General features: G+C 72.1%; 13 protein-coding genes. 10 read left to right on the top strand and 3 right to left on the bottom strand.

Features of this window, described 5'->3' with window-relative positions; genetic code table 11:
• Nucleotides 1-15: 15 nt before the first annotated feature.
• Nucleotides 16-1,506 carry an FAD-dependent monooxygenase gene (locus H297_RS0103805; protein ID WP_051351460.1) on the bottom strand — a complete coding sequence of 497 codons (1,491 nt, stop codon included), beginning with the start codon at nucleotides 1,504-1,506 and terminating at the stop codon, nucleotides 16-18.
• Between the two features lie 188 nt (nucleotides 1,507-1,694).
• Between H297_RS0103805 and H297_RS34320 the strand changes: the two genes are divergently transcribed.
• Nucleotides 1,695-2,354: a TetR/AcrR family transcriptional regulator C-terminal domain-containing protein gene (locus tag H297_RS34320; RefSeq protein ID WP_051351510.1), complete on the top strand. Its 660-nt coding sequence runs from the start codon at nucleotides 1,695-1,697 to the stop codon at nucleotides 2,352-2,354.
• Between the two features lie 2 nt (nucleotides 2,355-2,356).
• Here H297_RS34320 and H297_RS0103795 read toward each other — a convergent pair whose 3' ends face one another.
• Both H297_RS0103795 and H297_RS34315 read right to left on the bottom strand, forming a co-directional pair.
• Nucleotides 2,357-3,700, bottom strand: coding sequence for a polysialyltransferase family glycosyltransferase (locus H297_RS0103795; RefSeq protein WP_027735964.1), 1,344 nt, complete (start codon nucleotides 3,698-3,700; stop codon nucleotides 2,357-2,359).
• Complete coding sequence (locus H297_RS34315) at nucleotides 3,700-4,716, bottom strand: glycosyltransferase family 2 protein (protein WP_051351459.1); 1,017 nt, start codon at nucleotides 4,714-4,716, stop codon at nucleotides 3,700-3,702. Before H297_RS34315 ends, H297_RS0103795 begins: the two co-directional genes overlap by 1 nt.
• Before the next feature lie 244 nt (nucleotides 4,717-4,960).
• Here H297_RS34315 and H297_RS0103785 point away from each other — a divergent pair, with 244 nt between their 5' ends.
• The 9 genes from H297_RS0103785 (at nucleotide 4,961) to H297_RS0103745 (ending at nucleotide 17,496) form a co-directional block, all read left to right on the top strand.
• Nucleotides 4,961-6,478 (top strand): DUF6716 putative glycosyltransferase, encoded by a 1,518-nt coding sequence (locus H297_RS0103785; RefSeq protein WP_051351458.1) that lies wholly within the window; start codon nucleotides 4,961-4,963, stop codon nucleotides 6,476-6,478.
• Between the two features lie 250 nt (nucleotides 6,479-6,728).
• The gene (locus H297_RS0103780) at nucleotides 6,729-8,021 is read left to right on the top strand and encodes an acylneuraminate cytidylyltransferase (RefSeq protein WP_027735962.1); all 1,293 of its coding nucleotides are present in this window, start codon (nucleotides 6,729-6,731) and stop codon (nucleotides 8,019-8,021) included.
• Between the two features lie 90 nt (nucleotides 8,022-8,111).
• Nucleotides 8,112-9,131, top strand: a complete 1,020-nt coding sequence (locus tag H297_RS0103775) for an N-acetylneuraminate synthase family protein (RefSeq protein WP_027735961.1) — start codon at nucleotides 8,112-8,114, stop codon at nucleotides 9,129-9,131.
• Between the two features lie 44 nt (nucleotides 9,132-9,175).
• A complete protein-coding gene (locus tag H297_RS0103770; RefSeq protein ID WP_486589386.1) occupies nucleotides 9,176-10,345 on the top strand; it encodes a hypothetical protein in 1,170 nt (389 codons plus the stop codon).
• 190 nt (nucleotides 10,346-10,535) lie between these two features.
• The gene (locus H297_RS0103765; RefSeq protein ID WP_027735959.1) at nucleotides 10,536-11,822 is read left to right on the top strand and encodes an amidohydrolase; all 1,287 of its coding nucleotides are present in this window, start codon (nucleotides 10,536-10,538) and stop codon (nucleotides 11,820-11,822) included.
• 281 nt (nucleotides 11,823-12,103) lie between these two features.
• A complete protein-coding gene (locus H297_RS0103760) occupies nucleotides 12,104-13,135 on the top strand; it encodes a BMP family ABC transporter substrate-binding protein (protein WP_027735958.1) in 1,032 nt (343 codons plus the stop codon).
• Nucleotides 13,136-13,349: 214 nt separating this feature from the next.
• The gene (locus tag H297_RS0103755) at nucleotides 13,350-15,041 is read left to right on the top strand and encodes an ABC transporter ATP-binding protein (protein WP_027735957.1); all 1,692 of its coding nucleotides are present in this window, start codon (nucleotides 13,350-13,352) and stop codon (nucleotides 15,039-15,041) included.
• Nucleotides 15,038-16,180, top strand: a complete 1,143-nt coding sequence (locus H297_RS0103750) for an ABC transporter permease (RefSeq protein WP_027735956.1) — start codon at nucleotides 15,038-15,040, stop codon at nucleotides 16,178-16,180. Before H297_RS0103755 ends, H297_RS0103750 begins: the two co-directional genes overlap by 4 nt.
• Nucleotides 16,177-17,496, top strand: a complete 1,320-nt coding sequence (locus tag H297_RS0103745; protein ID WP_027735955.1) for an ABC transporter permease — start codon at nucleotides 16,177-16,179, stop codon at nucleotides 17,494-17,496. Before H297_RS0103750 ends, H297_RS0103745 begins: the two co-directional genes overlap by 4 nt.
• Nucleotide 17,497 lies beyond the last annotated feature (1 nt).

Below are 17,497 nucleotides of genomic sequence, written 5' to 3'. Positions count from 1 at the left end.
GGAGGGCGGGCCGTCTCAGCCGGTCAGGGTCGAGAGGTATGCGGTCACCTCCTGCGGGTCCGTGGTGACCAGCGCGAGGTAGCCGTCCGGGCGGACCAGGTGGAGGCCGTCGGCGTCGTAGGGCGGTGCGGCCGCGACCGGGTGGGTCCGCACGTAGGGCGGGAGCCCCCGGGGAGGGGCGGCCTCGCCGACGGCCAGGAGGCTGAAGTGCGGGCCCCGCAACAGGTCGAACACCCGCGCCGGGGCGCCGTCGGCCCCCGTGAGACGGGCGTCGGGGGCACGGTCGCCCGGCGCGAGGGAGCCCGGGTGAGGCGTGGCCGGGCGGCGGGTCAGCGGGCTGTCGGGGTAGGCGAGGCCGAGTTGGTTGGTGTCGGCACCCCGGCGGGCGGCCCTCCCGTGGAGGCGGGTGGAGAGGCCGAGGATGTGGGCGGCCACCGGGGCGCGCTCCGCCTCGTAGGAGTCCAGCAGTGCCGTACCGGCCTGCCCCGCCAGCACCATGCCGAGCTTCCAGCCCAGGTTGTAGGCGTCCTGCACGCTGGTGTTGAGGCCCTGCCCGCCGGCGGGGGAGTGGATGTGGGCGGCGTCGCCCGCGAGGAGGACGCGGCCGGAGCGGAAGCGGTCCGCCAGTGCGGCGTTGACCCGGAACTCCGAGGCGTGGACGACCTCTTCGAGCTGGTCGGCGGCCAGGTCCGTGCGGGTGGTGAGCAGCCGGCCGAGGGTTCGTAGGAGCCCGCCGGCCCCGCCGTCGCCGTCCGGTCCGCCGTCCAGTCCGGCGTGCTGTGCGGCGAGTTGGAAGGTGTCCGTGCCCGCCAGTGGGCACAGGGCGAGGGGTCCGTGCTGCGCGTCGTACCAGGCGTGCCAGTGGCCCCGGTCGAGTCCGGTGACGCGCACGTCCGCGACCACGGAGGGCTCGGGCTGCACCGTCTCGCCCGTCATGCCGATGCCGAGCGTGCCCCGCACGGTGCTGCGGCCCCCGTCGCACCCCACCGCGTACGCGGCCCGCACCGTGCGTGCCCCCTTCCCGCTCGCCAGGTGAGCCCTCACCCCGGTGGCGTCCTGTTCCAGGCCGGTCAGGGCCGTGCCGAACTCGACGTCTCCGCCCAGTCGGCGCAGCCGGTCCAACAGCAGCTCCTGGGTGCGCCACTGGGGCAGCATCCACACCTCGGCGTAGGGGGCGTCGGGGCGGGGTTCGGCGCGTTCGACCATGTCCCATTCGACCGGGGGCCGCCCGTCCCGGCGTACCAGCATCCGCGGGTAGGGGCCGCCCGCCTCCCGTACCGCGTCGACGATCCCCAGGTCGTCGAAGACCTCCATGGTGCGCGGCTGGATGCCTTTGCCGCGGGAGCCCGGGAAGAGGGCCTCGCCGCGCTCGACGACGTGGACGCCGATGCCCCGCCGGCGCAGTTCGCAGGCGAGCGTGAGGCCGGTGGGCCCGGCGCCCACAACAAGGACGCCGGTGGGCGGCGCGGCAGGTCCCGCTTCCTTAACGCCGTTAAATTCAGTCATGGCGGAAGCATCTGCTTAACGCCGTTAAGATGTCAACCGTGGCTGCCGAGAACGCCCCCGAGAGGGAACCGGAGAGGACGCCGCGGACGGAGCCGGCCACGAGGCCGGAGGGCGCCTCGCGGACGACCGGGACCGAGGCACGCCCCCCGCGCCGCCGCCCGGCACGGAAGAAGCCGGCACCCCCGCGGCTGGACCGCGCACAGGTCGCCGCCACCGGGCTGCGGCTGCTCAACGAGACCGGCCTGGAAGGGCTCAGCCTGCGCCGGATCGCCAAGGAACTGGACGTACAGGCGCCCGCGCTCTACTGGCACTTCGACAGCAAACAGGCGCTGCTGGACGAGATGGCCACCGCCATGACCCGCGATCTGGCCTCCGCCCCCGACCAGCTCTCCGCCACCGCCGGCTGGGACGCCTGGTTCGCCGAGAGCCTGCGGCTGCTGCGCCGGGTACTCCTTCGCTACCGCGACGGCGCGAAGGTCTACAGCGGAACCCGGCTGACCACCACCGAGCACGGCGCGGGCCAGGAGCGCTACCTGAAGCGCATGACGGACGCCGGCTTCACCGTGCACGCCGCCGCCCGCGCCTACGTCGTCGCCTTCAGCTACACCCTCGGCTTCGTCATCGAGGAGCAGGCCGTCCAGCCCGCCCCCGGCGAGCGCACGCCCGGCTACGACCCCGCCGAACGTGCCGCCCGCATGGCCGACCACCCCCTCGCGGGGCAGGCCGGCGCCGACCTGTTCACCGACTACGACGCCCGCTTCGAAGAAGGTCTCCAGGCCGTGATCGCGGGCCTGCGGGCGACGGTGCTGCGCCTGCCCTCCGACGGCCCGCCGCCCGCCGGCGTCTGACCTCAGCCCAGCGTGGCCCGCTTGAGCGCACGGGCACGGCGCGCCACCCTGCGGACCGCCGGACTGCGGGGCACGAACGCGAACTGCCGGGGCACCGCGCCCGGGAGCGCCAGCGCGGTGAGGCGGCGACGCTTGAAGTAGCGGCGGGTGGCCGGCGACAGGTGCTCGGTGAGGTAGCGCTCGGCCTCCGGACGCAGGTGGGGGAGGATCTGCGGCTGCATGCAGAAACCGACCGCACGGACCAGCCCCGACAGCTCCGCACCCGCCACCGGCCGGAACCCGGCGCCCGTGGCCGCGTCCAGGTCCGGAAGCAGCGCGTCCACCAGCGTCACCGGTATCCGGTTGCTGTTCTGGTACGGCGCCACCCGCTCCAGCAGCTGGCGGGTTCCCGTACGGGCGACCGGCAGCCCGTAGAAGGCCGACGCGGTCAGCAGGGCCGTGGAGAAACAGCCCACCACCAGCGCCGGGCGCATCCGCGCGTACAGCGTCTCGGCCAGCACGGGCGCGGTCAGAACGGTCAGGCCGACGCCCAGCTCACCGGCCTCCTTCTCCAGCGTGCGGGAGTAACGGGCCGGAGCCAGCGGATGCGGCTTGAAGACGACCTCCCCGTGACCGCGTGCGGCCGCTCCGCGCAGCATGCGCAGGTGGAGCTCCTCCTCCTCGTCACCGGTGAGGATGTCCAGCGCGGACAGGTACTGGCCCAGCAGCAGCGCCCCGCCGTGCGGCGCCCGGGTCACCGACGGCGGCACGTCACCGGAGAGGTCGGCCAGGACGGCCCGGAAGGCGTCCGTGGGCACCAGTTCGGCCGCCACCCCGAACTCGGTCAGCAGCAGCGGGGCCAGCGAGGGCACCAGGTCCAGGTGCAGAAGGCGGCGCACCCGCCCGCCCACCAGCGGGTCCAGCTTGTTGCGGGTCGGCCCGTAGCTCATCAGCCCGTCCGCGTACACGTCGACGGGCGCGTCCGCGAACAGCCGCGCCACCGCGAGCGCCGGCTCGACCTGGAGGGACTCCAGCACGAGGACGACGTCGTCGCCGGGCCCGTCGCCCAGGCCCCACAGCGACCGCAGGTACCGCTCCCACAGCGGGGCGTCGTCCGGCCGGGGCGACCACCCGGAGGGATGGAAGGGGCGGATCGTCTCGTTCCACGACAGCACCCGGTCGAAGCGGTCACGCAGCCGTGCGAACCCCGGCATGGCGTCCAGTGCCGGCGCCGTCTCGGGGTTCCCCGCGTTGTTGCTCACCAGCAGCAGCCGCTGGTCCGCGCCCTCGAAACAGCCCGCGTCCAGCGCGGCGGCGAGCGTGGCGGCCCCGTAGAGGGTGGAGGCGAAGAAGATCTGCGTACGCATCAGGCAGCCGCCTCCGTCCGCGGGCGCCCGCCCGGGGCGGCGGACCCGGACGGACCGGGGCGCCGCCGGAGCCGCCGCAGCCGGGCGGCGCGCTCGGCATCCATCGAGTCCAGGGCCTGGTCCAGCACGTCGGCCGGCAGCCGCTTGAGGGCTGCCGCGCTCCGCGCCCGCAACGTGCGGGCCACCTGCGGCTCGAACCGGCCGCTGGTCAGGTGGTGCGAGATGATCGCGCAGTAGGTGCGGACCGCCTTGGGCAGCAGCACCTCCGCGTCGCGGTCCCGCGCCGTCTCCTCCACCACCTGGTCGAAGGCGCGGATGAAGTCGAGCTGCCGCACGTCACCGATCTGCGTGAGCGACGAGGCCACCCCCCGCCGGTAGAAGACCCCCAGCAGCCCGACGGCCGCGAACGAACGCGCCTCGCGGTGCAGCCGCCAGATCCACGGCCGGTCCTCTGCGGTGCGCAGTCCGTCGGTGAAGTGCAGCAACCCCGCATCCAGCAGCCGTCGGTGATAGACACCCGCCCAGGCGTAGGCGTAGTCCACGGACGTGCTGCGCCCGGCGGGCAGGATCGCCGCGCGTGGATCGTCCACCACCCCGCGCCGGCCGTGCGGCACCCGCGCCAGCGTGCGGGCCCGGCCCGTGCACTGCACGTGGTCGGTGCGGACGAAGTCGCAGCCCAACTGCTCGATGCACGCCACCAACCGCGTGCAGTGACCCGGGGCCAGCCAGTCGTCCCCGTCCAGGAACGTGACGAACTCGCCGCTCGCCCGGTCCAGACCCGTGTTGCGCGCGGTCGCCAGCCCGCCGTTGCGGGAATGCCGCACCCGGACCACCCGCGCGACATTTGAGAGATCCTTTTCGGCGCGCTCCAGAATCGCCGGGGTCTCGTCCACAGAGGCGTCGTCGACGAGAATGAATTCGAAGTCCCGGCGGGCGTTCGCACTGAGAGACCGGAGCGTTTCTGCGGCGTATGACTGCACGTTGTAGAACGGCACGATGACGGAGAGCTTGACCACCCGACGGACGGTAGGTCCTGCGGCGCCATCCGTCGTGACCTGCGGCGGGCCACCGGGTGAACGGCGCGTGGCGGGACGGTGAACGGGGCCTGGGCGCAGCCTCGTCGGCCGTTCGGCGGCACGCTGTTAACCGTATGTTGCCTTCGCGTTGGGCCGCCCCGGCGCATCCCTTCCTAACGTCGGCGACGTGCCCTTGCGAGAAACTTCGAATCCCGTGAAAGCGCCGTCGCGGCGGACAGTCGCCGTGCTCGCGGATTCCGACACCCGGTGGAAATGGGGTGCCCTCACCGCCCGCAGGCTGATGCCCGACGCACACCTCGACGGGCTGCTGCTGCGCGGTCGCGCCACCCCCACACCGCGCCAGCTCGCCGAGGTCGGCGTGACCGTCGAGAGCCTGCGCGAGGTCACCACGCGCCAGTTCCTGCGCGCCGCCACCGCCCCCGGCGCCTACGACGTCCTCGTCCTCGCCTGCGTCGGCGGCGCCGTCCAGGCCATGCTCCACGGGCTGCGCCAGGCGGTCACGGCCACCGGCCCCACCCGCGCCACCGGTGTCACCGGTGGCACCGGCGTCACCGGCGAGGAGAGCCAGACGTCCGGGAGTGCACGGATCGGTACCCGGGACGCGTGCGTGCGACGGCCCGTGATCGTCACCGGATACGTCGGCGTCGTCTACGAGAAGCTGACCGACGGATTGCTGCTCCGGCACGGCGCCGACCTCGTCCTGGCCAACTCGGCCTACGACGCCGACCGCTTCCGCGCCGTGTACGAGGGGGTGGGCGCCGACGCGAGCGGCGTGGTCGAATGCGCCCTGCCGTTCCTCGCCGATCGCGCCGGTCCGGGTGGTGCCGGCGGACGCGGAGACGCCGTCGCCCCCGCGCCGCCCGCAGCGGGGAGCAGCGGCAGCGGGTGCGGGCCGTTCACCGTCGTCTTCGCGGCACAGCCCTCCGTGCCGGCCTCACACGCCGACCGCGCCTACCTGCTGCGCCGGGCCGTGACCCACGCCCGGCGGCACCCCGAGCGCGAGGTGCTGATCAAGCTGCGCAGCAGGCCCGGCGAACACACCACCCACATCGAGGAACTGCCCTACCAGAAGCTCGCCCGCAAGGTGCCCGGCGGCGACGGCCCCAGGAGCGGTCTGCCGCCCAACTGCCGCCTCGTCTACGGCAACATGGGTGAGCTCCTGGACCGGGTGCGCCGCACCGGCGGAATGCTCGTGACGGTCAGCTCCACCGCCGCGCTCGAATCCCTCCACCGGTCCGTACCCACTGCCGTCCTCACCGACCTCGGGATCCGCGAAGCCCTGGGCAACCACTACTTCACCGGCTCCCACTGCCTCGCCTCCTGGGACCAGCTCGACGACGGCCTGCTGCCCCGGGTGGACGAACAGTGGGCACGCAGCCAAGGAATCCTCGGCGGCGACAGGTACGCGCCCGCACGCCGACGCGTCGCCGCACTCACCGGCCTCGCCCGACAGCGCGGCCTCGCACCCCCGGCGCCGTTCTACACGCCACGCACCGCCCCCGGTTACCTGCCCGGCATCCTGCGCCGCTACGGCCTCGCCCCCGACGGCACACCACTCGGCGGGCCCCTCACCGGCGCGGACGACGCGGCCGACGGCGCCGGGGACCACCCGGAGGCGGCCACCCTCGGTGCGGCCGGGCGCGGCCTGGTGCGGCGCGCCGTGAGAGAGGCGGCACGCGGCGCCTACCGGCACGGGGTGCAACGCGTCGCGCCCCTCATCCGGAAGGCGGGCGAGCTGTGACGCCGCCGGCCCGGAAGGCGGGCGCACCGACGACTGCCGTGACCTCTCGCGCCCGGAAGGCGGGCGAACCGATGAGGCCGCTCGACCGGAGAGCGGGTGAGCGATGACGCCGCGCCCGCTGTCCTGCCCGCACGCCGGGACGCGGCCCCGGCCGCGCTCCTCGGACGGTCCCGCCGCCCCCGCCCGGCCGCCCGCGCCGTCACCCGGAGACGGCTTCCTGCCCCAGTCCCCGCCCGACCCTGGAGCCCCCATGTCGTCGACCCCCGTCGTCCTCGCGGTGATACCCGCCCGAGGCGGATCCAAGGGAGTGACCGCCAAGAACCTGGCCCCCGTCGCCGGGATCCCGCTCGTCGCCCGCGCCGCCCGGGAGTGCCTGGCCGCCCGCAACGTCACCGACGTCGTCGTCTCCACCGACGACCCCGCCATCGCCGAGGCCGCCCGCTCGGCAGGGGCCCAGGTCGTCGAACGGCCCGCGGAGATCGCCGGAGACCTGGCCAGCAGCGAGGCCGCCGTCCTGCACGCCATGGACGCGTGGACCGCGCGGCACCGTACGCCCCCGCACACCGTGCTGCTCGTCCAGTGCACCAGCCCGTTCCTGGTGCGGGACGACATCGAGCGGGTCGCCGCGGCCGTCGTCGAGGACGGTGCCGACAGTGCGCTGAGCGTGGCGCCCTTCCACGGATTCGTCTGGCGCGACGGTGCCGCGGCCGTCGAGGCGGAACCGCACAGCGCGTACGGCGTCAACCACGACCGCGCCGTACGCCCACGCCGCCAGGACCGGCCCGAGGACCTCCTGGAGACCGGCGCCGCCTACGCCATGGACGCCGCGGGCTTCCGGAAGGCCGGGCACCGGTTCTTCGGGCGGACCGCCGTCGTACGCACCGACCCCGCGCGCGTCCTGGAGATCGACGACCCGCACGACCTCGACCGCGCCCGCGCGCTCGCCCCCCTCCTGGACGCACACCGCGACGGGCCCGACACCCTGCCCACCCGCGACGACGTGGACGCCGTCGTCCTCGACTTCGACGGCACCCAGACCGACGATCGCGTGTACGTCGACTCCGAGGGCAGGGAGACCGTCGCCGTCCACCGCGGGGACGGGCTCGGCATCGCCGCCCTGCGCCGCGCCGGACTGGAAGTGCTCGTCCTCTCCACCGAGACCAACCCCGTCGTCGCCGCCCGCGCCGCCAAACTGCGGCTCCCCGTACTGCACGGCATCGACCGCAAGGACCTCGCCCTCAAACAGTGGTGCGAGGAGCGGGGCATCGCTCCCGAGCGTGTGCTCTACGCCGGGAACGACGCGAACGACCTGCCGTGCTTCGCCCTCGCGGGCTGGCCCGTCGCCGTCGCCGACGCCCACGACGCGGTACGGGCCGCCGCCCGCGCCGTCACCACGCGGGGCGGCGGTGCGGGCGCGGTACGCGAGATCGCGGGGTGGCTGGTGGGGGCGGAGTTGGGTGGGGGTGGGGGTGTGGCCGCGCCTGTGGGCCCACCCATAAAGGAAACCCGCCCGAACCCGGCGCCCACCCCCGCCGCCTCCTGACCTGCCAGAACCCTACCGCCGGTCACCCCACCGCCCCCCTCCCCTGCCACCGACCCCCTCTGTCCTCATCCCAGAAGGAAACTCCCGGAAATGGTGAACATGAGCACCCCCTCCCACGCCCAGCCGCACACCTCCACCACGGCTTCCCCCTCTGCCGCTTCCGCCGCCGCCCGTCCCCGCACCCGTGCGCTCGGTACCAGGACGGTCGGCCCCGGCCACCCCGTCTACGTGACGGGCGAGATCGGCATCAATCACAACGGTGACCTCGACAACGCTTTCGCCCTCATCGACGCCGCCGCCGAGGCGGGGTGCGACGCGGTGAAGTTCCAGAAGCGCACTCCGGAGATCTGCACCCCCCGCGATCAGTGGGATCTGGAACGGGACACTCCGTGGGGGCGGATGACCTACATCGACTACCGGCACCGCGTGGAGTTCGGCGAGGAGGATTACCGGGCGATAGGTGAGCACTGTGCCGAGCGCGGTATCGACTGGTTCGCCTCTCCCTGGGACGAGGAGGCCGTCGCCTTCCTGGAAAAGTTCGACGTGCCCGCGCACAAGGTGGCATCGGCTTCCCTCACCGACGACGACCTGCTGCGTGCCCTGCGGGCCACCGGCCGGACCGTCGTCCTCTCCACGGGCATGTCGACGCCCAGGCAGATCCGGCACGCCGTGGAGGTGTTGGGCAGCGAGAACATCGTGCTGTGTCACGCCACCTCCACCTACCCGGCGAAGGCGGAGGAGCTGAACCTGCGCATGATCCACACGCTGCACGAGGAGTTCCCCAACGTCCCGATCGGGTACAGCGGCCACGAGACGGGGCTGCAGACGACGCTGGCGGCTATCGCTCTGGGCGCGGTCTTCGTCGAGCGGCACATCACGCTCGACCGCGCCATGTGGGGTTCCGACCAGGCCGCCTCGGTGGAGCCGCAGGGACTTTCCCGCCTGGTGCGGGACATCCGCACCATCGAGGAGTCCCTCGGTGACGGTGTGAAGAGGGTGTACGACAGCGAGCTGGCCCCCATGCGCAAGCTGCGTCGCGTCAAGGGCGTGGTCGCGGAGGCCGCCGAGGGGGCCGTGGTGGCCGGGGACCGCGAGCCGGTCACTGTCTGACGGCGCCCGAGACGGCCTGCCGGGGGAACGGAGCGTGTGCGTCGATGTCCCGTAGCGGCTCCGTTCGCGGAGCACCAGCGGACGAGTCCGTGAGCGGTGCCGGGGGAGGAGCCACCCTCGGTGCCGTTTCCGGGTGCGCGGGCGGGGCTCTGGCTTTCGTCGAGAGCCCCGTCCAGCTCCTCAACGTCCTCGAATGGGCGCACAATCATCCCGCGCCGGCGGCGGTCGGCCCGTTGACCCTGGTCGTTCTGCCGCCGACCGACCCGATGACCCGTGGGCAGTTGCGCCGCATGGCCGAGCTGGCCCGGGACGAGGGCATCGCGGTGCGCTGGCAGGAGGCCCGCGACGGCGGGTTGGGGGCGTTGGCCACGCTGCTCGCCCTCGCCCGGCGGGTGCGCCGGGCCCGTGCTCTGGTCATCGGGGATCCGTTCTCGCGGTATGTCCAGCTGTTGCTGGCTCTGACGCCGGTGCGTGCGGGGCGCCGTGTCACCGTCGTCGACGACGGCACCGCCACCATGGAGTTCGTTGCTCAACTGGCCCGCGGTGAGCGTTTCGTCCGCTGGCACCGCAAGGGTGCGCGGGCCGGGGCGCGCGGGCTGCTGTTCGCTCCGGTGTCGCGCCGCGCCCGCCGTTGCCTGACTCCGCGTGCCGACGGTTCCCGTCCGGTGGAGGTGTTCAGCTCCATGCCGGTGGAGCCGCCGGAGAACGTCACGGTGACGGCCAACGAGTTCGCCTGGACCCGTGCCCGTTTCGGTCCGCCCCGCCTGACGAAGGGCGCCGACCTGGTGGGCACCTCTCTCGTGGAGACGGGTGTGGTGGACGCCGAGCGCTATGTGACGGCCGTCGCCACGCTGGCCCGCGCCCACGGTGCGACCCGCTACTTCGCGCACCGCCGGGAGAGCAGCGAGAAGCTTCAGCGGGTGAGTGCTGCGACCGGGTTGGAGATCGTGCGTCCCGATCTGCCCCTCGAACTGGTCGCCCGGCGCGGCCCGGTCGGCCGTACGATTCTCAGCTTCCCCTCCACCGTCGTCCACACCCTCCCGCTGGCCCTGGCGGGTACGGCGGTGACCGTCGCCGTCTGCGACATCGACCCCGCCTGGCTCACCACCGCCGCCTCCCCCCGGGCCCAGGGCTTCCTGTCCGGCGTCACGGGCACAGCCCGAGGCGCCCACCGGCTGCCCCCGGTGGTGCCGCAGCCGCAGCGGAGTGCTTGACCGGATCGTGCCTACCGTCCGGCTCCTGCGTGACGGGGTGCTTCGTCGGGCCGGTCCGAGACCAAGCGAACAGGCATACCCAGCCCCAAAGCGACATAACCGCCGCCTGGTCGAGATTTTCTTCCCCTGAGAGGTTGAACTTTTGTGGATCTCTCTCCAGTTGCGGCTTCGGTGCGCCTACCCTGCGACCATGAACGAACTCCTGTCCCCTGCAGCCCCGGAGGTAGACGCACGCGGAGCCGCCGGCGTACTTCCCGAGCTGCCCGGCCGCCTGACCGACCCCCTCCGGCGCGAGCTCATCGCCTTCCGTCGCGACCTCCACATGCACCCAGAGCTGGGCAACCAGGAGTTCCGCACGACGACCGCGATCAAGACCCGGCTGGAGCGTGCCGGGCTGCGCCCCAAGGTGCTGGCCATGGGTACGGGCCTCATCTGTGACATCCACCCCGGCCTGGGCAAGGACGGGGAGGCTCCCATGGAGGGGGAGGCTCCGGGCGGGGGCGCCGTGCCGTTGCTCGCGTTGCGGGGTGACATCGACGCGTTGCCCATCCCGGACACCAAGGAGGTGCCGTACTGCTCGACGGTCCCCGGGCGGGCGCACGCGTGCGGGCACGACGTCCACACCACTGTGGTGCTCGGTGCCGGTCTGGTGCTGGCGGAGCTGGCCCGCGCCGGGGCGTTGCCGCGTCCGGTGCGGCTGTTGTTCCAGCCTGCCGAGGAGGTGCTGCCGGGCGGTGCTTCGGATGCCGTGGACTGCGGGGTGCTGGACGGGGTCGGCGCGATCCTGGCGGTGCACTGCGATCCGCGCGTGGACGCGGGCCGTATCGGGCTGCGTGCCGGCCCGATCACCTCGGCCTGCGACCGGTTGGAGGTGGCGCTGAGTGGCGCGGGCGGTCACACTGCGCGTCCCCATCTGACGACCGACCTGGTCACCGCTGCCGCGAGGCTCGTCACCGACGTGCCGGCGCTGTTGGCGCGACGGGTGGACGCGCGGTCCGGGATGGCGTTGACCTGGGGCCGTATCGAGTCCGGGCACGCGCCCAACGTCATTCCGCAGCGCGCCGAGCTGGCCGGTACCTTGCGCTGCCTGGATCTGCCGACCTGGCGGGAGGCCCCCGACCTGGTGCATGCGGCGATCGACGAGCTGGCGACGATGCACCGTGCCAAGTGCGAGCTGACGTATGTGCGGGGAGTGCCGCCGGTCGTCAACGAGCCTTCGGCGACGGCGCTGTTGCGGGAGGCGATGACGGCCCGCGCGGGTGCCTCCTGTGTCGAGGGCACGGAGCAGAGCCTCGGCGGTGAGGACTTCTCCTGGTATCTGGAGCACGTGCCCGGCGCCATGGCCCGGCTCGGTGTGCGGCCTGTGGGTGAGCGGCGCAGCCGCGATCTGCACCAGGGGGACTTCGATGTGGACGAGTCCGCGATCACCACGGGTGTCGAGCTGTTCACGGCCGCAGCTCTGCTGCACCGTTCCTGATCCCCGTCCCCGACCGCCGGCCGACTGTTCCCGGCCCACGCTGCACCGCTCCCGCCGCCGCCGTGTCCGACCGGAAGCTGCTTCGGGGGCCGGTGTCGTTGCGGGGGCGAAGGCCCTCTCCTCCGCCCGGGGGAGGGGGCCCGTTCGCGACGATCCGATAACAGCTGGTTCCCGGCTTCTTCTGCTGGAAATCTACGCGCGTTAATGTGTGCCCGTCTCAAGGACCGGAACCCAACTTCGGTGCCGGAACCGGTGCTTCCACGACCACAAAGGGGACTCCGTTGCGTCGGGTAACAAAACTGGCTGCCGCGGTCGCCGCCACCGCGACTCTCGCACTGACGGCCACCGCGTGCGGTGAGAGCTCTACGGAGTCGAGCGGCAAGAAGAACAAGGGTGTCGGGCTCGCGTTCGACGTCGGGGGCCGGGACGACCACTCGTTCAACGAGGCGGCGGCCCGGGGGACCGACAGGGCCGAGAAGAAGCTCGGCGTCAAGACGAAGGAGATGACCGCCGGCAACAACGAGACGGAGGAGACCCGCGAGCAGCGTCTCACCTCTCTCGCCAAGGCGGGCTACAACCCGGTCATCGGCGTCGGCTTCAACTACGGCAAGTCCGTCAACAAGGTGGCCAAGGACTTCCCGGACACGACGTTCGGCGTGGTCGACGAGCAGTCCCACGCCAAGAACGTGGTCGGCATGACGTTCGCGGAGAACGAGTCGTCCTACCTGGTGGGCGTGGCGGCGGCCAAGAAGACCAAGTCCAAGAAGGTCTCCTTCATCGGCGGCGTGGACAACGCGCTCATCCAGAAGTTCGAGGCCGGTTACGTCAAGGGCGTCAAGGACACCGACCCCAAGATCAAGGTGGAGGTCGACTACCTCTACAAGGAGTCCGACGAGGGCTTCAACGCCCCGGACCGCGCCAAGAACATGGCCAAGGGCATGCTCGCCCGCGGCAACGACGTGATCTACACCGCCGCCGGCCAGTCCGGTGCCGGGTCCATCGAGCAGATCAGCAAGAAGAAGGGCGCCTGGGCCATCGGGGTCGACTCCGACCAGTACCGCCAGAAGGGCCTGGGGAAGTACAAGGACGCGATCCTGACCTCCTCCGTCAAGAACGTCGACGTCGCGGTCTACGAGCTGATCAAGAGCGTGAAGAACGACAAGCCGCTGAAGGGGAACCAGACCTTCTCGCTGAAGGAGGACGGCGTCTCCGTCGCGACCTCGGGCGGCTTCATCGACGACGTCATGGGCGACATCGACAAGTCCAAGAAGGACATCGTCTCGGGCAAGGTGAAGGTTCCCGCCCGGCCGTGACGTTCCGCAGGCGGCCCCGGGTGCCCCCGCGCAGTGTGCTGCGCGGCGTGGCGTGCGGGGCCGCCGCTGTCCGTCTCCTCTTCCGCACTCCGTGTGCGCCTGATGTCCGCACGTGGTGTGCGTGCGATGTCCGCATCGTGTGTGCGCCTCTGCGCGGAGGGACTGTGCCCTTCGCGCCCGCCTTTCGAGCTCAACCAGGGAGCACGTCAGTCAAGTGTCCAGCGAGTCCAGCGGCAGCAGCAGCGCGCCGTCCGGTGCGGGCCCGGGGCCCGCACCGGACGGGAGCGCGGTCGAACTGCGCGGCATCACCAAGCGGTTCCCCGGCGTGGTCGCCAACCGCGACATCGACATCACGGTGGAGCGCGGCACCGTGCACGCGCTCGTGGGGGAGAACGGCGCGGGCAAGTCGACCCTCATGAAGATCCTCTACGGCATGCAGCGGCCGGACGAGGGCACCATCGCCATCGACGGCGAGGACGACGTCACCCTGCACAGCCCCGCGGACGCCATCGCGCGCGGCATCGGCATGGTGCACCAGCACTTCATGCTGGCCGACAACCTCACCGTGCTGGAGAACACGGTGCTGGGTGCGGAGAAGCTGCACGGTATCGGCTCCCGGGCCCGCCGGAAGATCAAGGAGCTGTCGGACGCCTACCAGCTGGGGATCCGCCCCGACGCCCTCGTCGAGGATCTGGGCGTGGCCGACCGGCAGCGGGTGGAGATCCTCAAGGCCCTCTACCGCGGCGCCCGCATCCTCATCCTGGACGAGCCGACGGCCGTGCTGGTCCCGCAGGAGGTCGACGCCCTCTTCGACAACCTGCGCGAGCTCAAGTCCGAGGGTCTGACCGTGGTGTTCATCTCCCACAAGCTGGGGGAGGTGCTCTCGGTCGCCGACGCGATCACCGTCATCCGGCGCGGCACCACCGTGGCGTCCGTACGGCCGCAGGAGACCAGCCCCCGGCAGTTGGCGGAGCTGATGGTCGGCAGCGAGCTGCCGTCCGCCGAGACCCGCGAGTCGACCGTCACCGACACCCCGATGCTGCGCGTGGACGGGCTGCACCTGACGGCCGTCGACTCCGACGGGGTCGAGCGTGCCGTGCTGGACGGGGTCTCCTTCACCATCCACAAGGGCGAGGTCCTCGGCGTCGCGGGGGTCGAGGGCAACGGGCAGGCCGAACTGGTCGAGGCCGTCATGGGGATGAGCGACCCGGACGGCGGCACACTGACCCTCGACGGGGAGGACCTCTCGCACGCCCCCACCCGCGTACGGCGGGAGAGCGGCATCGGGTACATCCCCGAGGACCGGCACCGGCACGGGCTGCTGCTGGACGCACCGCTGTGGGAGAACCGCATCCTGGGGCACGTCACGGAGAAGCCGAACACCGGCGGCCCTCTCTTCGGTGTTCCGGGCGCTCCGAAGCTGCTCGCGCTGGGGGAGGCGCGGGCCGACAGCGAGCGCATCGTGGCCGAGTACGACGTGCGGACTCCCGGCATCGAGGTCACCGCGGCCAGCCTGTCGGGCGGCAACCAGCAGAAGTTCATCGTCGGCCGCGAGATGAGCCACCGGCCCAAGCTGCTGATCGCCGCGCACCCCACCCGCGGGGTGGACGTGGGCGCGCAGGCCCAGATCTGGGACCAGATACGCGCGGCCCGCCGGGAAGGGCTGGCCGTGCTGCTGATCTCCGCCGACCTTGACGAGCTGATCGGGCTCTCCGACACGCTGCGGGTGATGTACCGGGGCCGTCTGGTCGCCGACGCGGACCCGGCGCACGTCACCCCGGAGGAGCTCGGCTCGGCCATGACGGGCGCGGCCAGCGGCCACCTGGAGCACCAGCAGGACGGCCAGGAGCGCCAGGACCCGGCGGACGCCCGTGGGAACGACGACACGAACGGGGGCGCCAAGTGAGCCGCCTGAAGGAGAAGTTCGGCGCGGGAGCGGTGCTCCAGGCGCTGGCGGCGCCCGCGCTCGCGCTCGTCGCGGCATTCGTCCTCTCCTCCGCCGTCATCGCGGCGACCGGTGAGGACCCCTTCCACGCCTTCTACGTGATGATCGACTTCGGCTCCAAGAGCGACAGCCAGGTCTGGATCATCAACAAGGCCATCCCCTACTACCTGTCGGCGGCTGCCGTGGCCATCGGCTTCCGCATGAACCTCTTCAACATCGGTGTGGACGGCCAGTACCGGGTGGCGGCCTTCTTCGCCGCCGTCGTCGGCGGAGCCCTCACCCTGCCCGGCATCGTCCAGATACCGTTGATCATCGTCGTCGCGATGGCCGTCGGCGCGGTCTGGGCGGGCATCGCGGGCTTCCTGAAGACGACCCGCGGGGTCAGCGAGGTCATCACGACGATCATGCTGAACTCCATCGCGGGCTCGCTGATCGGCTACTTCCTCTCCGAGGACAAGCTCGCCGTCAAGGACGGCAACCTCTTCCACACCCCGAACCTCCCCGGCTCCAGCCACTTCTTCCTCATCCCCACCTCGCCGGACCCGGTCTACGGCACCGTCGTCATCGCCGCCGTCATCGGTCTGGCCTACTGGTTCGTACTGGGCCGCACCCGCTTCGGCTTCGACCTGCGTGCCGTGGGACGCAGCGAGTCGGCGGCGAGCGCCAGCGGGGTGAGCGTGCGCCGCATGGTCGTCACCAGCATGCTGCTCTCCGGCGCCGTCGCCGGTCTGGTCGGTATGCCGACGCTGCTGAACAAGTCCTTCAACTACGGCACCGACTTCCCCACCGGCGTCGGCTTCACCGGCATCGCCATCGCCCTGCTCGGCCGCAACCATCCCATCGGCATGGGCCTGGCCGCCCTGCTGTGGGGCTTCTTGGAGCGCACCGGCATCCAGCTGGAGTTCGAGGGCTACAAGCAGGAGATCGTCGGCGTGATGCAGGGGATCATCGTGCTGTGCGTCGTCATCGCGTACGAGATCGTCCGCCGCGTCGTGCTGCGCCGCCAGCAGCGTGAGGTCGGAGCCGAACTGAGCGCCCGGGCGGGCGCGGGCACCGCCGGGCAGGACGAGACCGAGCAGAAGGCGGGGGCCACCGCATGAGCACCACCTCCACACCGTCCACGCCCGCCGCGCCGAAGAACGCGCCGGCCGCGCAGTCGTCGGCGGGCGGCCGGCGGAAGCTGTCCTACCCCGTCGTGCTCCTGCTCATCGCCGGCGGCCTGCTGCTGCTCTCCCTCGTGCGGACCGTCACCGGTGACGAACAGCTCTCCAACAGCGGCCAGTTCTCCACCGCGATCGCCGCCGCCGTCCCCATCGGCCTGGCCGGACTGGGCGGGCTGTGGGCCGAACGCGCCGGCGTCATCAACATCGGCCTCGAAGGCATGATGATGCTCGGCACCTTCGGCGCGGGCTGGATCGGCTGGCAGCACGGACCCTGGGCCGCCGTCCTCGCCGGGATCGTCGGCGGTGCCCTGGGCGGCCTGCTGCACGCGCTGGCCACCGTCACCTTCGGCGTCGACCACATCGTCTCCGGCGTCGCCATCAACATCCTCGCCCTCGGCGTCGTCCGCTACCTCGCCAAGCTGTGGTTCGGCGTCGACGGCAGCGACGCGGCCCAGGCAGGCGGCAACGACAAGCAGTCGCCGCCCATGGACAACATGCCGAGCTTCACCGTCCCCGGACTCGCCCACGGACTCGGCAGCATCGAGAAGCACCACTGGTTCCTCGTCTCCGACCTCGCCGGCATCCTGCGCGCCGTGGTCAGCGACGTCTCCTGGGTGACGGTGCTGACCGTCCTCCTGTTCGTCGGCAGCTTCTTCGTCCTGTGGCGGTCCCCCTTCGGGCTGCGGCTGCGCTCCTGCGGTGAGAACCCCGTCGCCGCCGAGTCCCTCGGCGTCAACGTCTACACCTACAAGTACGCCGCGCTGCTCGTCTCCGGCGCGCTCGCCGGGCTCGGCGGCGCCTTCCTCGCCATCGGCGTGCACTTCTACCAGGAGAACCAGACCGGCGGCCGCGGCTACATCGGCCTCGCCACCATGATCTTCGGCAACTGGCGCCCCGGCGGTGTCGCCATGGGCGCCGGGCTGTTCGGCTTCATGGACGCCCTGCGCGTCGTCGGCGGCGGCACCACCGTGCACGCCATGCTGCTCCTGATGGCCGTGCTGCTCGTCGGCCTCGCGGTGTGGAAGTTCCGCGCCGGGCTGCGGGGCGCACGCGGCGCCCGTATCCAGGCAGCCGTCGCCCTCGTTATCGCCGTGCTGCTCGTGCTGTGGTACGCGCTGACCGACACCGTGGCGCTGGAGTTCGTCGAGATGACGCCGTACGTCACCACCCTGCTGGTGCTCTCCCTCGCGGCCCAACGGCTCCGCGCCCCACGCGCGGTCGGCAAACCGTACCGACGAGGCGAGGGAACGTGAG

Source organism: Streptomyces sp. CNT360, assembly GCF_000424785.1.
The sequence above is the reverse complement of the archived record's forward strand: the minus strand, read 5'-3'. Positions and strand labels throughout refer to the sequence as shown.